The organism is Atlantibacter subterraneus (assembly GCF_007570865.1).
Taxonomy (GTDB): Bacteria; Pseudomonadota; Gammaproteobacteria; order Enterobacterales; family Enterobacteriaceae; genus Atlantibacter; species Atlantibacter subterraneus.
The window spans coordinates 401558-418462 of sequence record NZ_VLPS01000005.1; the positions used below are offsets into that span (position 1 = coordinate 401558).

Sequence of the window (16905 nt, forward strand, 5' to 3'; positions counted from 1 at the left end):
TTGTTGATTCTGATAAAAAAATCTTAAATCAAATCCCTCGCTTTTGGTTCATTGCCCATCATTGCTGCTACGAGAAATTTACCTTGTCCTACATCAAAGAAAACTCAAACATCTTTGATGCAAATCACTACATATAGTATTTAAAATGCGCCCTGCCGCTATATATTGTATTAATCGACTATTATTACGGCGTATCCAGGTAGCGAGTTCAGCGGTACGCTGTGGATAAAAACGGCCAGATTCAGGGATGTCTATGAACGCAATAATGAAAATGCGCCCTATCTGTCTCTGTGCCTCTGTGGATAACCTGTTCTTTAATATGGAGTGATCATGACACCGCATGTGATGAAACGCGATGGGTGCAAAGTACCTTTCAAGTCAGAGCGCATCAGAGAAGCGATTCTTCGTGCCGCTAAAGCTGCGGGAGTCGATGACGCAGATTACTGCGCCACCGTCGCAGAAATTGTCAGTGCCCAGATGGAGGGTCGCAGCCAGGTGGATATCGGCGAAATTCAAACCGCCGTGGAAAACCAGCTGATGGCCGGCAACTACAAGCAGCTGGCGCGCGCCTACATTGAATACCGCCACGATCGCGATATTTCTCGCGAAAAGCGTGGCCGCCTGAACCAGGAAATTCGCGGCCTGGTGGAACAAACCAACTCGGCTTTGCTTAACGAAAACGCCAACAAAGACAGCAAAGTCATTCCGACCCAACGCGATCTGCTGGCCGGGATTGTCGCCAAACACTATGCCCGCCAGCACCTGCTGCCGCGCGATGTGGTGCAGGCGCACGAGCGTGGGGATATCCACTATCACGATCTGGACTACTCGCCGTTTTTCCCAATGTTCAACTGCATGCTGATCGACCTGAAAGGCATGCTGACCCAGGGCTTTAAGATGGGCAACGCGGAAATCGAGCCGCCGAAATCCATCTCCACCGCCACCGCCGTGACCGCGCAGATTATCGCCCAGGTCGCCAGCCATATTTACGGCGGCACCACTATTAACCGTATCGACGAAGTGCTGGCCCCGTTTGTTACCGCCAGCCTGGAAAAACACCGTAAGGTGGCTGAAGAGTGGCAGATCCCGGATGCCGACGGCTACGCCCGTTCCCGCACCGAAAAAGAGTGCTACGACGCGTTCCAGTCGCTGGAATACGAAGTCAACACGCTGCATACCGCCAACGGCCAGACGCCGTTCGTGACCTTTGGTTTTGGCCTCGGCACCAGCTGGGAATCACGTCTCATCCAGACTTCAATCCTGCGTAACCGTATCGCCGGGCTGGGCAAAAACCGCAAAACCGCCGTGTTCCCGAAACTGGTGTTCGCTATTCGCGACGGGCTGAACCATAAATTTGGCGACGCCAACTATGACATCAAGCAGCTGGCCCTTGAATGCGCCAGCAAGCGCATGTACCCGGACATTCTTAACTACGACCAGGTGGTGAAAGTCACCGGCTCGTTCAAAACCCCGATGGGCTGCCGCAGCTTCCTGGGCGTGTATGAAAACGAAAACGGCGAGCAGATCCACGACGGACGCAACAACCTCGGCGTGATCAGCCTGAACCTGCCGCGTATCGCACTGGAAGCCAAAGGCGATGAAGCCGCGTTCTGGGCCCTGCTGGATGAGCGGCTGGTACTGGCGCGTAAAGCGCTGATGACCCGTATCGCCCGTCTGGAAGGCGTCAAAGCCCGCGTCGCGCCAATCCTGTATATGGAAGGCGCCTGCGGCGTGCGTCTGAAAGCAGATGATGACGTGTCGGAAATCTTTAAAAATGGTCGCGCGTCGATTTCGCTGGGCTATATCGGCATCCACGAAACCATCAACGCGCTGTTTGGCAACGAGCACGTGTACGACAGCGCCGCGCTGCGCGCGAAAGCGGTGGAAATCATTCAGCACCTGCGCAGCGCGGTAGACCGCTGGAAAGAGGAGACCGGCTACGGTTTCAGCCTCTACAGCACCCCGAGCGAAAACCTGTGCGACCGCTTCTGCCGTCTTGATACCGCCGATTTCGGCGTGGTGCCAGGCGTGACCGATAAAGGCTACTACACCAACAGCTTCCACCTCGACGTGGAGAAGAAGGTTAACCCGTACGACAAGATCGACTTTGAAGCGCCCTATCCGCCGTTAGCCAGCGGCGGGTTCATCTGCTACGGCGAATACCCGAATATTCAGCACAACCTGAAAGCGCTGGAAGACGTCTGGGATTACAGCTATCAGCACGTGCCGTATTACGGAACCAACACCCCGATCGACGAGTGCTACGAATGCGGCTACACCGGTGAGTTCGAATGCACCAGCAAAGGCTTTACCTGCCCGAAATGCGGCAACCACGATGCGGCCCGCGTGTCGGTGACCCGTCGCGTTTGCGGCTACCTGGGCAGCCCGGATGCGCGTCCGTTCAACGCCGGCAAGCAGGAAGAAGTGAAGCGCCGCGTGAAGCATTTAGGGAATGGGCAGTTAGGTTAATGAATTTCCATCAGTATTACCCGGTCGACATCGTCAACGGGCCCGGCACGCGCTGTACCCTGTTTGTTTCGGGGTGCGTCCATGAATGCCCCGGGTGCTACAACAAAAGCACCTGGCGGCTGAATTCAGGCCAGCCGTTCACCCGTGAGATGGAAGATCGGATCATCAGCGATCTCAACGACACGCGGATCCCCCGCCAGGGGATCTCGCTATCCGGCGGCGATCCGCTGCATCCGCAAAACGTGCCGGATATTCTGGCGCTGGTGCAGCGCATCCGCGCCGAGTGTCCGGGTAAAGATATCTGGCTATGGACCGGCTATAAGCTGGAAGAACTGAATGCCGACCAGATGCAGGTGGTCGATCTGATCAACGTGCTGGTGGACGGCAAGTTTGTGCAAGATCTCAAAGACCCGGCGCTGATCTGGCGCGGCAGTAGCAATCAGGTGGTCCATCACCTGCGTTAAAGTATGACAGCGGGCGGCAGACGCTTCCCGCTGCTAAAAACGGCTTACGCACTCCATCGCCACCGCCTTAAATTCCGCAAAGTTGCAGCATCCGCACAGCCGCGTCATGGCGCGCTCCCGCAGGAAAGTGACAAAAATATCGTAAATCGCCATCGCTTCTTCGTACTCGCTTTTACTGATAGCGAGTAAAAAGATCACGTGCGCCGTTTCGTCGCCCCAGGCGATCCCCTGGGGAGCCAGCACGGTATAGACCACGGTTTTTTTCGCTAACAGCCCCAGGGCGTGGGGAAGCGCGATACTGTCACCCAGCAGGGTGCTGACGATGGCCTCACGCTCGATCACCGAGTCGAGAAACTCGCCGTCAACAAAACCTTCGTCCTGCAACTGGTCGCACAGCGTTTTGAACAGCGTCTGCTGGTCCATCGCGCCTTCGATAATGCGGAAATGGGCGGCGTCGAAATATTTGTTCAGCATCCACGGACGGGTGCGATCCACCAGCACCAGCTTGCCGATTTGCTCCAGCTGATAGTCGGTAGGGAACGGCGCAATCTGCACCACCGGCTTGTCTTTTTCACTGATGCGCGCGGTGGAAATCACGAAGTCTTCACTGATGCTCTCTCGCTGCTCATAGTCGCGCAGCGTCAGGGTGCGGGTGATGTCGATCTGCGGATATTTGCGCGCCATCACCGCTTCGATCATCCGCACCATGGCGTTACCGGCATCACATACCAGCAGTACGCGCGGCTGGCGCTGATAATCAATGTTGTAGCTGCGCTCCAGCCCGACGCCGACGTGCAGCACCAGAAAACCGATTTCGTTTTCGCTGATGGTGTACGGCGTGTATTTCACCCAGCCCGACACCGCCGCCAGCGTCATATCCCACGCCATCGGATAGTGCTGCTTGATGTTATCCAGCAGCGGATTAGGGATCATGATTTGATAGCGCACCCGGGTGATCATGGTTTTGACATGGGTAAGCATGTCGGCATGCAACTGCTGGTCATTCAGCAGATTGTAGTTGTACTGAGTGTTGATGAAATTGAGGATGTAATTGACCAGCGCCTCTTCATCATCGGCGTTAATGGTACTGGGCGCGATCTCCTGCACCTGGCGCGCGGCGATATGCACTTTTAACCAGTTCTCTTCAAAAGCCGACAGCGGTTTTTCCGCCAGCCGTTGCAGTACGCCTGCCAGCTCGCGCGCCGCATGGCATACCGGTTCCGCCACCTCTTCGCCAGTAAATTCCGACAGCGGATAGCCTTCGCCGATGCGCCGCACCGCCACCGCACAGTACAGGCGTAAAAACAGCTCGCCTTCATCGGTTAGACGGATATGAAAGCGGCTGAATATTTCCTGTAGGATCGGCTGTAACCGTTCCGGCATCCCCGCGTTCAACGCCTCTTCGGTGACCAGCGGATGAGCCGGATCCTGCTGGGCCAGCGTCCACAGCAGATCGGTGAGACAGGCGCGGATCGCCATTTCGCTGCCAAACAGCTTCATGCCGTGACGGGGCCGCGTCTCCAGCGTCAGCTGGTAGCGCCGCAACCATTCGCGCACTTCCGCCATGTCGTTTTGCAGCGTGGCGCGGCTGACGAACCATTCATCAGCCAAATCTTCCAGCTTGATGGAAAACGCCGAGGTCAGGAAACGCACCATCAGATAGTGTACCCGCTCCTGGCTGGTACGCGGAATGCGCAGCGCGGTCGGCTGCTGGGTTTGCAGGATCTGATAGCTCGCCGAATCATCGATTCTCAGCTGATAGCCGTTACCCCGGCTCAGCACGAACTGCGCGCCATGCTGAGTCAGTAAGGCATTCAGCGCAGTGATATCGGCGCGGACGGTACGCGTGGAAACCGACAACCGCTGCGCCAGTTCATCCTGCGGCAGCGTTTCGTTTTGCAACATATCAAACAGTTGCGCTAAACGTTGGTTGGGGAATCGCACGTCACTCTCCTCGCTATTAGCCTACGCACGCCCGGGTGATGGCCAGCAGCTGGCGCACATCGTCCGGGCGGGTGTTTCCGCTCACCTTATCAATAATCGAACTATAGATGTGAGGAATGATTCTTGAGACGCCCGCATCCAGAGCAATCTGCAAAATCTCGCCAAAGTTCTCTAAATCGATGCCGCCGGTAGGCTCCAGCCAGAAGTTGTTACGGGCGCAGGCTTCCGCCACCGCCCGGTACTCGTCGCGGCACGCCAGGCCGCCCATCGGGAAATATTTAATCGAGCTGCCGCCCATGTCTTTCAACAGGGCAATAGCGGTGTCGATGGGCACAATGCCGTCCGCCGCTTGACTGCTGAGCGGGCCGGTGGAGATTTTCACCTGGCCCGGCGTACCGGTCGGCGACACCAGACCGTTGACTACCGTGTCGTTCTGGCCCAGCAGCGCGCGGCTGGTGGCCACGCCGGTAAACACCTGGTTGACGTGTTGCGGCTGAACCTGACGGGAGATTTCGCTCACCATCGCCGACTGGTTGGGATCGCCCGCGCCGAGTCCAACCGACAGCGCGTTGTCAATAAGCGCCGCGTATTCACGCATATCCGCCACCGCGCTGGCGACGTCCGGGTAATTTTTGGAGAGCACGCCCACCAGCACATGGCCTTCCGCCGCTTGATAGATTTCGCGGGCGTTGTCTTTAGAGCCTGCCAGCACGTTCAGGCAGACGCGATCGCGATAAAAGTTGGGGGTCAGTTTCATGCGGTTTTCTCCGGGTTAATCACTTCGCTAATGCGGCGTGCCACAATCTCCAGCTGCGCGCGATCCACGCTGCGCACGTCGGCTTCGATAATCCCTTCGTTCGCTTTGTAGCCACGGAAGTAAATCGCGTACTCGCCCTGCTTCAGCGCTTCCACCAGCTCGCCGGTCGCCACGCCGGTCACGGCTTCATCAAACTTGATTTCGGTACGGGCGATATCGCGTCCGGCGCTGTCCCACACCACGCGAGCGCTCACGCCGTTAAGCGTATTCAGCGCGTCGATAAACGGCGTCATTTTTTCCACCATCTCCGCCCCGCTCTCTTTCTGAGCATGCAGGTAAAGCTCAATGGCGCAGGTCAGGCCAAGAATGCCCTCTTTGCCGACTTTCATTGCCCGGCCAATGCCCGCCGTCTGGCGTTTTACCCACTCGACGTACTGGGTTTTGCCGATCACCAGCCCGCTGGTCGGTCCTTCAATGGCTTTCGCGCCGCTGTAGATCACCAGGTCCGCGCCCGCGCGGTAGTAGCATTGCAGATCTTCTTCCGCCGCCGCGTCGACGATCAGCGGCAGGTTATGTTTGCGGGCCACGACCACCGCCTGCTCCACGCTGAGCATGCTTTTTTGCACGCAGTGGTGGGATTTGATGTAGAGAATGGCTGCGGTGCGCGGGGTGATCGCCGCTGCCAGCTGCGCGGCGGAGCATTCGTTGGCATAGCCCGCTTCCACCAGTTTGCCGCCGCCCAGCGCCACCATGGTGCCGACCGGCGCACCGAAGTTGACGTTATGGCCCTTCGGCAGCACGATTTCGTTATTCTCGATGGGCGTGACGTGCAGGTTTTCCAGCAGCCAGTCGCTGTCCTGAACCAGTACCGCCGCCACCGACTGGGCGATCCCCGCCGAGGCGCAGGAGACCACGGTCGCGCCTTCCACATCCAGCAGCTTCGCGATGTAATCGCCGGTCTTGTTCACCAGATCTTTCATTTCGAAGTACTGGTTCATGCCTGCCATCGCCACCTCCACCACTTCCGGGCGCGGCGTGGACACGCCCAGCGCGGTCATGCGGCCTGAGGTATTAATCACCTGTTTTAACTGGTATTTCTCAAAAATCGAAGACATGTTCCGCGCTCCCTTGTTCGGTCATATAGCCCTTGCCCGCACGAACGGCGGCAAGCGGCACCAGCAGTTTCTCAGCCTGTAAGCTGTCGTTTTCTGCATCCACCAGCAGCGTCGGCTGGCGCTGTAGCGTAAAGAGGGTGAGGTCGGCATCCAGACCCGGCTGGAGCCGCCCTTTGGTTTTCAGATTCAGGCCGTCGGCGACGTTGGCCGTTACGCAGTCGATGACCTGCGGCAGCGACATCCCGATAGCGAGAAATTTCGACATCACGTTAGCCAGCGAATAGACCGGCCCGTTGATGCGGTTGCGGCAATAGATATCCGAGCTGATGGTGTGCGGCAGAATGCCTAAGCTGATGGCGCGTTTTGCCACCGCAAAGCTGAGGCTGGCGGTGCCGTGGCCGACGTCGAGACGCACGCCGCGCTGGATTGCCCGGGTCACGGACGCGCGCAGCTCTCCGTCCGGCGTCAAAATACGGTTCGGTTTGCCGTTGTAGCAGTGGGTAATGATGTCGCCCGCCGTCAGGCGCTCGGCGATCTCATCCAGATCCGGCGGGTTGTTGCCGATGTGTACCATTAGCGGCAAATCGCCGTTCTCCTGCTGCATCGCTTTGGCGCGTTCCAGCGGCGTAATGCCGTTATCGCCCACCACGCTGCTGCTCATGCGCGCTTTCAGGCCGACGATAAAATCAGGATGGCGTTTGACCGCCTGCTTCACCGCCTCGCTATCGATATTAGCCATGTTCGCCAGTTCGTTCTGGGCGATCAGGCCGACGCGGGAGATGTTCAGCAGGGCGTAAACCTCGGTGGCGGCGTCGCGGGTCAGGGTATAAAAGTCGTCGATATCATCGGCACCGGTGCTGCCGGCATCAATCACGGTGGTGACGCCGGTGGCAATGCCGATGCTGTCCGGCTGGTCGTGATAAATCGGCGATTCTGGATAACAGTGCACGTGCGAATCAATCCAGCCGGCGCTGACGTAACACTCGCCCTGGAGATCGACGGTTTTCACCGCCGGGTCGTTTATCTCACCGAGGGCGGCTATTTTGCCGTCCTTGATGGCGATATCACAAACCGTATCGTCGACCAGACGGGCACGGCGCAGGAGTAAATCAAACATGTCTCTCTCCTGTGAACGCGGGCGCTTGCACGCCCGCTCAGGTTTTAACTGATTGCAATCGGGAAGATCGAACCCAGAATCATCGCGCCGAGGATCGCGCCGCCGGTGATCGGTTTCTGCCAGATGTAAAACAGCAGCGCGCCAACCAGCGAACCGATGCCGATAGGAATCGACGCGGTCATGGCGCTGAGGATAATCAACGGCCCGAGGAAGCGGCCCGAGGCGTTACCGGCCCCCATCATCACGTCCGCCCCGTAGGTGGAATCGCTCTGGTTGATGGTGAACTTACGCGCCAGGATGATGACATAACCAATCGCCAGGCCAATCGCCAGACCGGTAACCAGGGAGGCGATAAAGTTTTCTACCGGGAAGACAATACCCGCGCCCAGCAGCAGTGCCGGAACGCCGAGGCCCACGCCGGTCTGGATCGCCCCGCCGATATCCAGGATCCCGACCAGGGAACCTTCGATAATGCGGGCAAACAGGAAGCTCGCGCCAAATGCCGCCACCGCGCCATACGAACCGGTATCGATACCCGCTTTCAGCATCGCCACGAACGCCACTTCGTTAAACGCACCGATGCCGTACAGGTAGTACATGTGCGTCCCGGCAAACACGCCGGAAGAGAGCAGGCCAACGAAGATCGGGAACGACCAGTCGGCAAACCAAAAACCTTTATTCTGTTCCATTGTGGCCTCCGTTATTTGCCGCTCAGCGAGTTGTGGATCAGTTCGAGCCAGTTCGGCACGGTCATATGGAAGGATTCGATCATCTTCATGTCGAAGCCACGGAAGAATCCGCTCAGCACGAACAGCAGCACGATGGCGACCATCATCACTTTGGTGACGTGGTTCCAGCCGCTCTCTTCCACGCCTTTACCGATCAGGATGCCTAACACCAGGCCGGGAACGGCGTTGCCCATGATCAGCTGCGCTGCGCCGCCGAACACGGTGGCCCAGAAACCGGATTTCTTACCGGCGTCGATGGCCGCCAGCCAGAAGATCACCGGCATCACGGTGTTGACCAGCAGGTTAGCCGCAGGCACCAGCACCTTCACGGCGGTAACCTGCAACGCTTCCGGAACCGAAGAGGCGGTAAGGTTGAGGAAAGTCACCACGATCATGCCGATAACGCCGCAGGCGATGGCCATTTTTTTTGGATCGTGCAGGGTTTCGCCGACGTTGCGGTTTTTCACCATCAGCGCCGCCGCACCCCAGTTAGGAATGATGCGGTGATCGACGTCCTGGGTGAACGAGCCCGCCGCCACCGACGATGCCCAGGCGTTGAAGAAGAAGCCCAGACCGAAGGAGAAGTGAGAAGCCGGATCCCCTTCACAGGAGTTCAGTTCCCCCAAAGTACGAAACGCGCCCATACCCTGTGTGGTAGGCGCATGAAACATGCGTGCAGCCCCAGCGCCCACGCCGACGCCAACCAGGCCGCCGATAATGAGCGATTTTATTAATATTATCAGGAACATTAGTCTGCCCTTTTTAGTCAGAATCAGCGTTGCGCGACGAAATCCACCTTGTCGAGATTGATGGCTGTCACGTTGACGGTCACATCCAGCTCCACGCTGTACGTGCGTCGTTCCCGGCGCAAAAAGAAGAACAGAAAGGCTTCTTTACGCACCGTTTCACGCGCTTGAACAACCTGCACATCCTGTGGCTCAATACGCAGTAAGATATGCGGCGAGGCTTTCATCACCGCTGCCTGAACGTGGTTCAGGGCATCGGCAAAGGCGCGCGCTTTGGCTTCGCCTTTGCCGGAGACTCTCACCGTGGTGGTGAATTGCTCTTTCATACTCAGACGCCGTGTTTCTTTTGCCACGCCTGCACCAGACGCTCGCCCAGCTCTTCTTTATCCATAAAGCCGAACCCCAGCACATTGCAGCCTTCGTTGATGGCGGTGACGCCCTCATCCACCGAGCGCATGCCGTATTTGGCTTTGTAGCCGTATTTGGTCTGCGCGGTGATGGCACCCGCGCCGCCGCTGCCGCAAAACGAAATGCCAAAGGTGGCGTTTTCCGCTTTCATTACGTCGCCCAGTTTCATATCCGCCGCCACGCCCGGCACCACTACCGCCCGGCCACCGGCTTTTTCTACGCCTGCCGCCACTTTCTGGCCTTTACCCAGACGATCGCCAATCACGACTGTAATCTGTTCCATTCTTTGCTCCTTAAAGGTTGTCTTTCGCGACTTCGAAATGCACCGACAGCAGCCAGGCCTCTTCATCGGGAAGATTGCCAAACGCGGCGACTACCTCACGGGCAAGCGCCATCGACTCGGCAGAAATTTCGTCAAACAAACTGGCATCCACTTCCGGCAACGGCTCGCCGGTTACCGACCGGTGCGCCATGGCGCGAACGTGCGACGTCAGCATCTGTTGCTGGACCGCATTGGGAATGATCTGGTGATGGCGGAGTAAGGCATACACCTGCGCCAGCATGCGCTCGGCCAGATCGCCGATCTGCATCGCCTGCGCTCCCCCGTCGTTGATTACTGCTCCGTTATTCACTCGCGTTACCCCGTTAATGGCTCTGGGGTAAAAGTAACGACTGGGGTTAAGAGTTTGTAGCGAGTTGTTTTCCACTTCGAAGTGGAAAGGCGGGGGGTGAGAGTGATCTGTTCCACAGAAAAGGCGGGATTGCCGAGTTATCGCTGGAAATCTGTGATGGGTATCGCGGGAAAACGACAAAAACCGTCAAGGAAACCGACAATCAAGCTGGGAATTGAAAGCAAGATTTGTGACAGGGATTGGATTTACTTATGGCGAAACGTGCAGGGAAAGCGGGAGCCAGGCGTCCCCCGCCAGCGGGAAAGCGATTAACGGTACTTCTTGTGATAGGCGTTGCGGGTGGTTTTAAACTCTTCAGCTGCCGCCTGCGCTTCTTTGATTTTCCCTTCATTCGCCAGCTTCAGCGCACCGTCGATTTGCCCGACCAGCGTCTGTAATCCATGGCGGAAATCTTTCATTTCCGGGCTGTCCGGCGCTTTGTCTTCCAGCTTCGGCGGCGTGCCCTTTTGCGCATCCAGTGCGGCGGCGCGCATCGTGGTCAGCGCGGTTTTCATCTCACCGGCATTTTCCGTTTTTTGCACGATTTTGAGATTGTCGTTGAGGATATCCATATCATCTTCAAGATCCTTCGCCAGACCGGCGGCACTGAATAACACGGACGACACGGCTAACATTGCAATCAGTTGCTTACGCATTAGGTCACCTTTTTTTAGTTATAAAAAAGGCGCGATGCCTCGCGCCCATTTTGATATCACTGACCGGCGATTTTCATCTCCGGCAGTAATACCGAACCACACTGAATATTGCTGCGCGTTTCGATATCGTCGCCAATGGTGACCATATTGCGCCACATGTCTTTCAGGTTCCCGGCGATGGTGATTTCACTCACCGGGTACTGGATCACGCCATTTTCCACCCAGAAACCAGCAGCGCCGCGGGAGTAATCTCCGGTGATGCCGCTGACGCCCTGGCCCATCAGTTCAGTGACCACCAGGCCGGTGCCCATCTCTTTCAGCAGCTCATCAAAGCCTAAACCGCGCCCGTTGATGCGCCAGTTGTGGATGCCGCCCGCATGGCCGGTGCTGGTTAAGCCCAGTTTGCGCGCCGAGTAGTTGGTCAGCAGCCACTGCTGGAGCACGCCGTCTTTAATGATATCGCGACGCTCGGTGCGTACGCCTTCGCTGTCGAACGGCGTGGAGGCCAGCCCTTTCAGCAGATGCGGATGCTCTTCAATAGTCAGCCAGTCCGGCAGAATTTGTTTACCCAGCGAATCCAGCAGGAAGGTGGATTTGCGATACACCGCGCCGCCTGCAATCGCGCCCACCAGGTGACCAAACAGGCCGGTGGCCACTTCACGGGCGAAAATCACCGGTGCCTTCATGGTGGAAAGCTTGCGCGGTGCCAGGCGTGATAAAACGCGCTGGGCGCACTCTTCGCCCACCCACTCCGGCGAACGTAAGTCTTCTATGGCGCGGCCAATGGTATAGGCGTAATCGCGCTCCATATCGCCGTCCTGCTCGGCAATCACGCAGCTGGAGAGCGAGTGGCGGGTTGAACAGTAGCTTTGCAGCATGCCGTGGCTGTTGCCGAACACTTTGATGCCGTAGTGGCTGTTAAAGCTGCCGCCTTCGGTATTGGTGATGCGTTTATCGGCTTTAAGCGCCACTTCTTCGGCGCGCGCCGCCAGTTCGATGGCGCGATCGGCGTCGACTTCCGCCGGGTGGAACAGATCCAGGTCCGGGGCGTCGAATGCCAGCAGCTCTTTATCCGCCACGCCTGCGCACGGGTCCGGCGAGGTGTAGCGGGCGATATCCAGCGCCGCCTGCACGGTGCGGGCAATGGCGTCGGGGCTTAAATCGGTGGACGAGGCGCTGCCCTTGCGGTTCTGGTGATAAACCGTAATGCCCAACGCGCCATCGCTGTTAAATTCTACGTTTTCCACTTCACCGTAGCGGGTACTGACGCTGATGCCGGTGGTTTTACTGACCGCCACTTCCGCACCGTCGGCTTTACCGGCAGCGAGCTCCAGCGCCTGAGAGACAGCCTGTTCCAGCGTTTTGCGCTGCGCTTCAACTTGTGTGATTACTTTCATCGCGAGTGCCATAATGTAAGGTGATAATTCGAAACGTCTTAAGTGAGTCTAACAGAGAACCATTTCGCAGTGCGCGCCATTACTGATAGTATTAGCCTCTTTTTTTAAGGAGCCTGAAATGACAAAGCAGCCCGAAGACTGGCTCGACGACGTGCCCGATAATGAAAACGAAGATGACGATGATGAAATTATCTGGGTCAGTAAAAGCGAGATTAAACGCGACGCCGAAGAGTTAAAGCGCCTCGGCCTTGAGATGGTTGAGCTGGGTAAAAACGCGCTGGATAAAATCCCGCTGGATGAGGAACTGCGTGCCGCCATCGAGCTGGCGCAGAAAATCAAAAAAGAGGGTCGCCGCCGCCAGCTTCAGCTTATCGGTAAAATGTTGCGTAACCGCGATGTCGATCCTATTCGTCAGGCGCTTGATAAGCTCAAAAACCGCCATAACCAGCAAGTTGCGCTGTTTCATAAGCTGGAGATGCTGCGCGATCGCCTGATTGAAGAAGGCGATGACGCGGTGCCGGAAGTGCTGAAACTGTGGCCGCAGGCCGATCGCCAACAGCTGCGCTCGCTGATCCGCAACGCGAAGAAAGAAAAAGAGGGCAATAAGCCGCCGAAATCCGCGCGCCTGATTTTCCAGTACCTGCGCGAGCTGGCTGAAGAGCAGCCATAAACGCAGCGTTGTTTTCAGACATAAAAAAGCCAGGGTTTGCGCCCTGGCTTTTTTTACTTCACAACGCGTAGCGACGGACGGCCACCGCGCGGCGGCGGATCGTCATCCGGCGAATCGTCTTCATGATCGGGTTTGTCGCCGTCGATAACCGACATCACGGTTTCATTTTCCGCCATGCCTGAATCATCATCGTTTAAGCTGGACGCTTCTTCATCATAAGCGGATTCCGGCTCAAACATGGTGCCTGCGCCGTTTTCACGTGCATAAATCGCCAGCACCGCCGCCAGCGGAACATATACCTGGCGCGGCACGCCGCCGAAACGCGCGTTAAAACGCACTTCGTCGTTGGCCAGCTCCAGATTGCCCACCGCGCGCGGCGCGATGTTCAGCACGATTTGACCGTCACGCGCGTATTCCATCGGCACGTTAACGCCCGGCAACGTCACATCCACGACCAGGTGCGGCGTGAGCTGGTTATCCAGCAGCCATTCATAGAAGGCTCGCAGCAGATACGGACGACGTGGAGAAAGTTGCGACATATCCATTCGGTTTAGCCCCGGGTTTGCAGACGCATTTCGCGCTCGGCTTCCGTCAGGGAAGCGAGGAAGGAGTCGCGCTCGAATACGCGGGTCATATAGCCCTTCAGCTCTTTAGAGCCTGCGCCCGCCAGCTCGATGCCCAGTTGCGGCAAACGCCACAGCAGCGGGGCCAGGTAACAGTCCACCAGGCTGAATTCATCGCTCAGGAAGTAAGGTTTTTGACCAAATACCGGGGCAATCGCCAGCAGCTCTTCACGCAGTTGTTTACGCGCGTTATCAGCTTCCTGCGCGGAACCGTTAACCACCACCTCCATCAGGCTGTACCAGTCTTTTTCGATACGATGCATGTAGAGACGGCTTTCACCGCGCGCCACCGGGTAAACCGGCATCAGCGGAGGATGAGGGAAACGCTCATCAAGGTATTCCATGATGATGCGGGATTCCCACAACGTCAGTTCACGGTCTACCAGGGTCGGAACGCTTTGATTCGGGTTGAGGTCGATCAGATCCTGCGGAACGTTATCGGCGTCCACATGCTCAATTTCAAAACTGACACCCTTCTCTGCCAGGACGATACGAACCTGATGGCTATAGATATCAGTAGGACCAGAAAACAGCGTCATTACCGAACGTTTGTTGGCAGCGACAGCCATGAAAACCTCCAGGTATATTCAGAAAAATACTGCTACCAGCCGCAACGGCGGCCAGCCTTTATGGGTTACCCTTCCCTGCCGAACTGACATCGCAGCCCGTGCTCAGACCAAAATGTGAACAGTTACCAGCATTTGGGCAGAAAATTGGATGATAGTTTACCAGATTTTGAGGGCTTTGTGGTGAGGGGATGCGGGATTTGCCTTAAAAGTAATGCCACACCAGTGATTTAGGCTTTTTCCAGATAAATAGCCATAAAAAAACCCGGTACAGGACCGGGTTTTTTCGCCATTCGATTCTGCAAGCAGAAAAGAATTAACGTTTGGAGTACTGCGGACGACGACGTGCTTTACGCAGGCCGACTTTCTTACGTTCAACCTGACGAGCGTCACGAGTAACGAAGCCAGCTTTACGCAGTTCAGAACGCAGAGACTCATCGTACTCCATCAGAGCGCGGGTGATACCGTGACGGATCGCACCAGCCTGACCAGAGATACCACCACCTTTAACAGTGATGTACAGATCCAGTTTCTCAACCATGTCGACCAGTTCCAGCGGCTGACGAACTACCATGCGGGCAGTTTCACGGCCAAAGTACTGTTCCAGAGAACGTTGGTTGATAACGATTTTGCCGTTACCCGGTTTGATGAAAACACGAGCAGCGGAACTTTTGCGGCGACCAGTGCCGTAGTATTGATTTTCAGCCATTGCCTATAATCCCGATTAGATGTCCAGAACTTGCGGTTGCTGTGCCGCGTGGTTGTGCTCGTTACCCGCGTAAACTTTCAGTTTACGGTACATAGCACGACCCAGCGGGCCTTTTGGCAGCATGCCTTTAACCGCGATTTCAATCACACGCTCAGGACGGCGGGCAATCATCTCTTCAAAGGTCGCTTCTTTGATACCACCGATGTGGCCGGTGTGGTGGTAGTACATTTTGTCAGAACGCTTGTTGCCGGTTACAGCAACTTTTTCTGCGTTCAGAACGATGATGTAGTCACCGGTATCAACGTGCGGAGTGTATTCCGCTTTATGCTTACCGCGCAGGCGACGAGCCAGTTCAGTAGCCAGACGGCCCAGAGTTTTACCGGTCGCGTCAACAACATACCAGTCGCGTTTTACGGTTTCTGGTTTAGCTGTAAAAGTTTTCATTAAAAGCTTACCCAAATAAATAAGTTACACGTTGGTGAACACCCAAACGTTTAGTCAGTTGAGGTTCACACGACATTGTCCAGCAAACCTACCCCTTCGAATAGCCTATGCCGGCGCAGAGAAAGTTTTGGGAAAAAAACCTTCTTGTAACGTGGGGTCGCAGGATTATAGAGAAGTCGCCCTCAAAGATCGACCACTTTTTGTGAACAAAAGCAGGATTTCCGCCCCGCGCACCCGGCATTGTTACGGCATATGCTCGCGTTTGAGGTATTCCTCGCTCTGCATTTCCTGAAGCCGCGACAGGCAGCGCTGGAACTCGAATTTCAGCCGCTCGCCGCGATAGATTTCAAACATCGGCGCGGCAGCGGAAACCACCAGCTTAACGTGGCGTTCGTAAAACTCATCCACCAGCGCGATAAACCGCCGGGCTTCGCTTTCCATCAGTGGCGTCATCACCGCCACGTCATGCAGCATCACGGTGTGAAACTGGCGCGACAGTTCGATGTAATCGTGCTGGCTGCGCGCCTCGACGCACAGCGTCTCGAAACTCACCGCCAGGGTTTGGTTTTCGACGCCCAGCGTCGCTAGCGGACGATGATTAATTTCCAGCGTCGGGGCGTTGGCCCGCGTGCCGCCCGCCAGCGCGCGCCAAAGTATATCCATCTGCTGGCGCGTCTCGTCGTTAAGCGGCGTAAGCCACAGGTGCGCCTGGGTCAGGGTGCGCAGGCGGTAATCAATACCCGCGTCAACGTTCATTACATCGCAATACTGTTTGATGGCTTCTATCGCCGGTAAGAATCGGGCGCGCTGCAAACCGTTACGATACAGCTCGTCCGGCGGAATGTTAGAGGTCGCCACCAGGGTAATGCCCCGGTTGAACAGCGCTTTCATTAAGCCGCCCAGCAGCATGGCGTCGGTGATATCGGAGACAAAAAATTCGTCAAAGCACAGCACATCGGTTTTGGCTTTAAACCGATCGGCGATGATCTCCAGCGGGTCGGTTTTTCCCTGCAACTGCCCCAGCTCTTCATGCACGTGCAGCATAAAGCGGTGGAAATGGAGACGCTGCTTACGCTCCCCCGGCAGGCTTTGGTAGAACATGTCCATCAGCCAGGTTTTTCCGCGCCCGACGCCGCCCCACATATATAAGCCGCGTACCGGCGCTGGCGGCGCGCTCGGGCGCTTGCCCAGCAGTTTGCTGAACGCGGCTTTCAGCCCCTGCTCCTGCGGCGGCTCGGCACGCTTCGCCGTCAGTTCCTGATAGATGGCGTCGAGGCGGTTGACCGCCTCGCGCTGGACGTCATCAGGTTGATGGGATTTATCCTGAAGTGCCTGAAGATAACGCGATGTGGGGGAAAGGTTTTGCATGATGTTGTTGTTATTCCTTGAAAATCGGTTTGCCGTAGATCACGGCTGGCGAA

19 protein-coding genes are annotated in these 16905 nt (G+C 56.7%); 3 read left to right on the plus strand and 16 right to left on the minus strand.

The window, feature by feature from the left end; genetic code table 11:
* The first annotated feature begins 330 nt into the window (after window positions 1-330).
* Together nrdD and nrdG are read left to right on the plus strand one after the other, a co-directional pair.
* Window positions 331-2469, plus strand: a complete 2139-nt coding sequence (gene nrdD, locus FND52_RS11650; protein WP_125293022.1) for an anaerobic ribonucleoside-triphosphate reductase — start codon at window positions 331-333, stop codon at window positions 2467-2469.
* Window positions 2469-2933 (plus strand): anaerobic ribonucleoside-triphosphate reductase-activating protein, encoded by a 465-nt coding sequence (nrdG, locus tag FND52_RS11655; protein WP_125293021.1) that lies wholly within the window; start codon window positions 2469-2471, stop codon window positions 2931-2933. Before nrdD ends, nrdG begins: the two co-directional genes overlap by 1 nt.
* Before the next feature lie 33 nt (window positions 2934-2966).
* Here nrdG and FND52_RS11660 read toward each other — a convergent pair whose 3' ends face one another.
* From FND52_RS11660 to pmbA, 11 genes are all read right to left on the minus strand, one after another.
* Window positions 2967-4877: a BglG family transcription antiterminator gene (locus FND52_RS11660; RefSeq protein WP_125293020.1), complete on the minus strand. Its 1911-nt coding sequence runs from the start codon at window positions 4875-4877 to the stop codon at window positions 2967-2969.
* Window positions 4878-4893: 16 nt separating this feature from the next.
* On the minus strand, window positions 4894-5634 hold the full coding sequence (dagF, locus tag FND52_RS11665; protein ID WP_144130958.1) for a 2-dehydro-3-deoxy-phosphogluconate aldolase: 741 nt from the start codon (window positions 5632-5634) through the stop codon (window positions 4894-4896).
* Complete coding sequence (locus FND52_RS11670; protein WP_144130960.1) at window positions 5631-6749, minus strand: DgaE family pyridoxal phosphate-dependent ammonia lyase; 1119 nt, start codon at window positions 6747-6749, stop codon at window positions 5631-5633. Before FND52_RS11670 ends, dagF begins: the two co-directional genes overlap by 4 nt.
* Window positions 6733-7866: an amidohydrolase/deacetylase family metallohydrolase gene (locus tag FND52_RS11675; RefSeq protein ID WP_144130962.1), complete on the minus strand. Its 1134-nt coding sequence runs from the start codon at window positions 7864-7866 to the stop codon at window positions 6733-6735. The genes FND52_RS11670 and FND52_RS11675 overlap by 17 nt, the downstream gene beginning before the upstream one ends.
* Window positions 7867-7910: 44 nt before the next feature.
* The gene (locus tag FND52_RS11680) at window positions 7911-8555 is read right to left on the minus strand and encodes a DUF4310 family protein (RefSeq protein WP_144130964.1); all 645 of its coding nucleotides are present in this window, start codon (window positions 8553-8555) and stop codon (window positions 7911-7913) included.
* Window positions 8556-8566: 11 nt separating this feature from the next.
* Window positions 8567-9343, minus strand: coding sequence for a DUF4311 domain-containing protein (locus tag FND52_RS11685; RefSeq protein ID WP_125293015.1), 777 nt, complete (start codon window positions 9341-9343; stop codon window positions 8567-8569).
* Window positions 9344-9366: 23 nt separating this feature from the next.
* Window positions 9367-9666, minus strand: coding sequence for a DUF4312 family protein (locus FND52_RS11690; RefSeq protein WP_125293014.1), 300 nt, complete (start codon window positions 9664-9666; stop codon window positions 9367-9369).
* A gap of 2 nt (window positions 9667-9668) precedes the next feature.
* Complete coding sequence (locus FND52_RS11695) at window positions 9669-10031, minus strand: SFCGS family glycine-rich protein (protein WP_125293013.1); 363 nt, start codon at window positions 10029-10031, stop codon at window positions 9669-9671.
* Between the two features lie 10 nt (window positions 10032-10041).
* Window positions 10042-10380: a glycine dehydrogenase gene (locus tag FND52_RS11700; RefSeq protein ID WP_167509351.1), complete on the minus strand. Its 339-nt coding sequence runs from the start codon at window positions 10378-10380 to the stop codon at window positions 10042-10044.
* A 308-nt stretch (window positions 10381-10688) separates the two neighbouring features.
* Complete coding sequence (gene cybC / locus FND52_RS11705) at window positions 10689-11075, minus strand: cytochrome b562 (protein WP_144130966.1); 387 nt, start codon at window positions 11073-11075, stop codon at window positions 10689-10691.
* Window positions 11076-11131: 56 nt separating this feature from the next.
* Window positions 11132-12484, minus strand: coding sequence for a metalloprotease PmbA (gene pmbA / locus FND52_RS11710; RefSeq protein WP_125293008.1), 1353 nt, complete (start codon window positions 12482-12484; stop codon window positions 11132-11134).
* Window positions 12485-12590: 106 nt separating this feature from the next.
* Between pmbA and yjgA the strand changes: the two genes are divergently transcribed.
* The gene (yjgA, locus tag FND52_RS11715) at window positions 12591-13142 is read left to right on the plus strand and encodes a ribosome biogenesis factor YjgA (RefSeq protein ID WP_144130968.1); all 552 of its coding nucleotides are present in this window, start codon (window positions 12591-12593) and stop codon (window positions 13140-13142) included.
* Window positions 13143-13195: 53 nt separating this feature from the next.
* Here the strand turns inward: yjgA and sspB are convergent, their stop codons facing one another.
* The 5 genes from sspB to zapE form a co-directional block, all read right to left on the minus strand.
* Window positions 13196-13687, minus strand: a complete 492-nt coding sequence (gene sspB, locus FND52_RS11720) for a ClpXP protease specificity-enhancing factor (protein WP_125293006.1) — start codon at window positions 13685-13687, stop codon at window positions 13196-13198.
* A 5-nt stretch (window positions 13688-13692) separates the two neighbouring features.
* Window positions 13693-14334: a stringent starvation protein SspA gene (gene sspA, locus FND52_RS11725; protein ID WP_125293005.1), complete on the minus strand. Its 642-nt coding sequence runs from the start codon at window positions 14332-14334 to the stop codon at window positions 13693-13695.
* A gap of 313 nt (window positions 14335-14647) precedes the next feature.
* A complete protein-coding gene (gene rpsI, locus FND52_RS11730) occupies window positions 14648-15040 on the minus strand; it encodes a 30S ribosomal protein S9 (protein WP_002437466.1) in 393 nt (130 codons plus the stop codon).
* Window positions 15041-15055: 15 nt separating this feature from the next.
* Window positions 15056-15484, minus strand: a complete 429-nt coding sequence (rplM, locus tag FND52_RS11735) for a 50S ribosomal protein L13 (protein WP_002437467.1) — start codon at window positions 15482-15484, stop codon at window positions 15056-15058.
* Window positions 15485-15727: 243 nt separating this feature from the next.
* A complete protein-coding gene (zapE, locus tag FND52_RS11745) occupies window positions 15728-16852 on the minus strand; it encodes a cell division protein ZapE (RefSeq protein WP_144130970.1) in 1125 nt (374 codons plus the stop codon).
* Window positions 16853-16905 lie beyond the last annotated feature (53 nt).

Coding starts and splice junctions, on each gene's coding strand:
- nrdD (WP_125293022.1), top strand. CDS start 331: ATGACACCGCATGTGATGAAACGCGATGGGTGCAAAGTACCTTTCAAG.
- nrdG (WP_125293021.1), top strand. CDS start 2,469: ATGAATTTCCATCAGTATTACCCGGTCGACATCGTCAACGGGCCCGGC.
- dagF (WP_144130958.1), bottom strand. CDS start 5,634: ATGAAACTGACCCCCAACTTTTATCGCGATCGCGTCTGCCTGAACGTG.
- FND52_RS11670 (WP_144130960.1), bottom strand. CDS start 6,749: ATGTCTTCGATTTTTGAGAAATACCAGTTAAAACAGGTGATTAATACC.
- FND52_RS11675 (WP_144130962.1), bottom strand. CDS start 7,866: ATGTTTGATTTACTCCTGCGCCGTGCCCGTCTGGTCGACGATACGGTT.
- FND52_RS11680 (WP_144130964.1), bottom strand. CDS start 8,555: ATGGAACAGAATAAAGGTTTTTGGTTTGCCGACTGGTCGTTCCCGATC.
- FND52_RS11685 (WP_125293015.1), bottom strand. CDS start 9,343: ATGTTCCTGATAATATTAATAAAATCGCTCATTATCGGCGGCCTGGTT.
- FND52_RS11690 (WP_125293014.1), bottom strand. CDS start 9,666: ATGAAAGAGCAATTCACCACCACGGTGAGAGTCTCCGGCAAAGGCGAA.
- FND52_RS11695 (WP_125293013.1), bottom strand. CDS start 10,031: ATGGAACAGATTACAGTCGTGATTGGCGATCGTCTGGGTAAAGGCCAG.
- cybC (WP_144130966.1), bottom strand. CDS start 11,075: ATGCGTAAGCAACTGATTGCAATGTTAGCCGTGTCGTCCGTGTTATTC.
- pmbA (WP_125293008.1), bottom strand. CDS start 12,484: ATGGCACTCGCGATGAAAGTAATCACACAAGTTGAAGCGCAGCGCAAA.
- yjgA (WP_144130968.1), top strand. CDS start 12,591: ATGACAAAGCAGCCCGAAGACTGGCTCGACGACGTGCCCGATAATGAA.
- sspB (WP_125293006.1), bottom strand. CDS start 13,687: ATGGATATGTCGCAACTTTCTCCACGTCGTCCGTATCTGCTGCGAGCC.
- sspA (WP_125293005.1), bottom strand. CDS start 14,334: ATGGCTGTCGCTGCCAACAAACGTTCGGTAATGACGCTGTTTTCTGGT.
- rpsI (WP_002437466.1), bottom strand. CDS start 15,040: ATGGCTGAAAATCAATACTACGGCACTGGTCGCCGCAAAAGTTCCGCT.
- rplM (WP_002437467.1), bottom strand. CDS start 15,484: ATGAAAACTTTTACAGCTAAACCAGAAACCGTAAAACGCGACTGGTAT.
- zapE (WP_144130970.1), bottom strand. CDS start 16,852: ATGCAAAACCTTTCCCCCACATCGCGTTATCTTCAGGCACTTCAGGAT.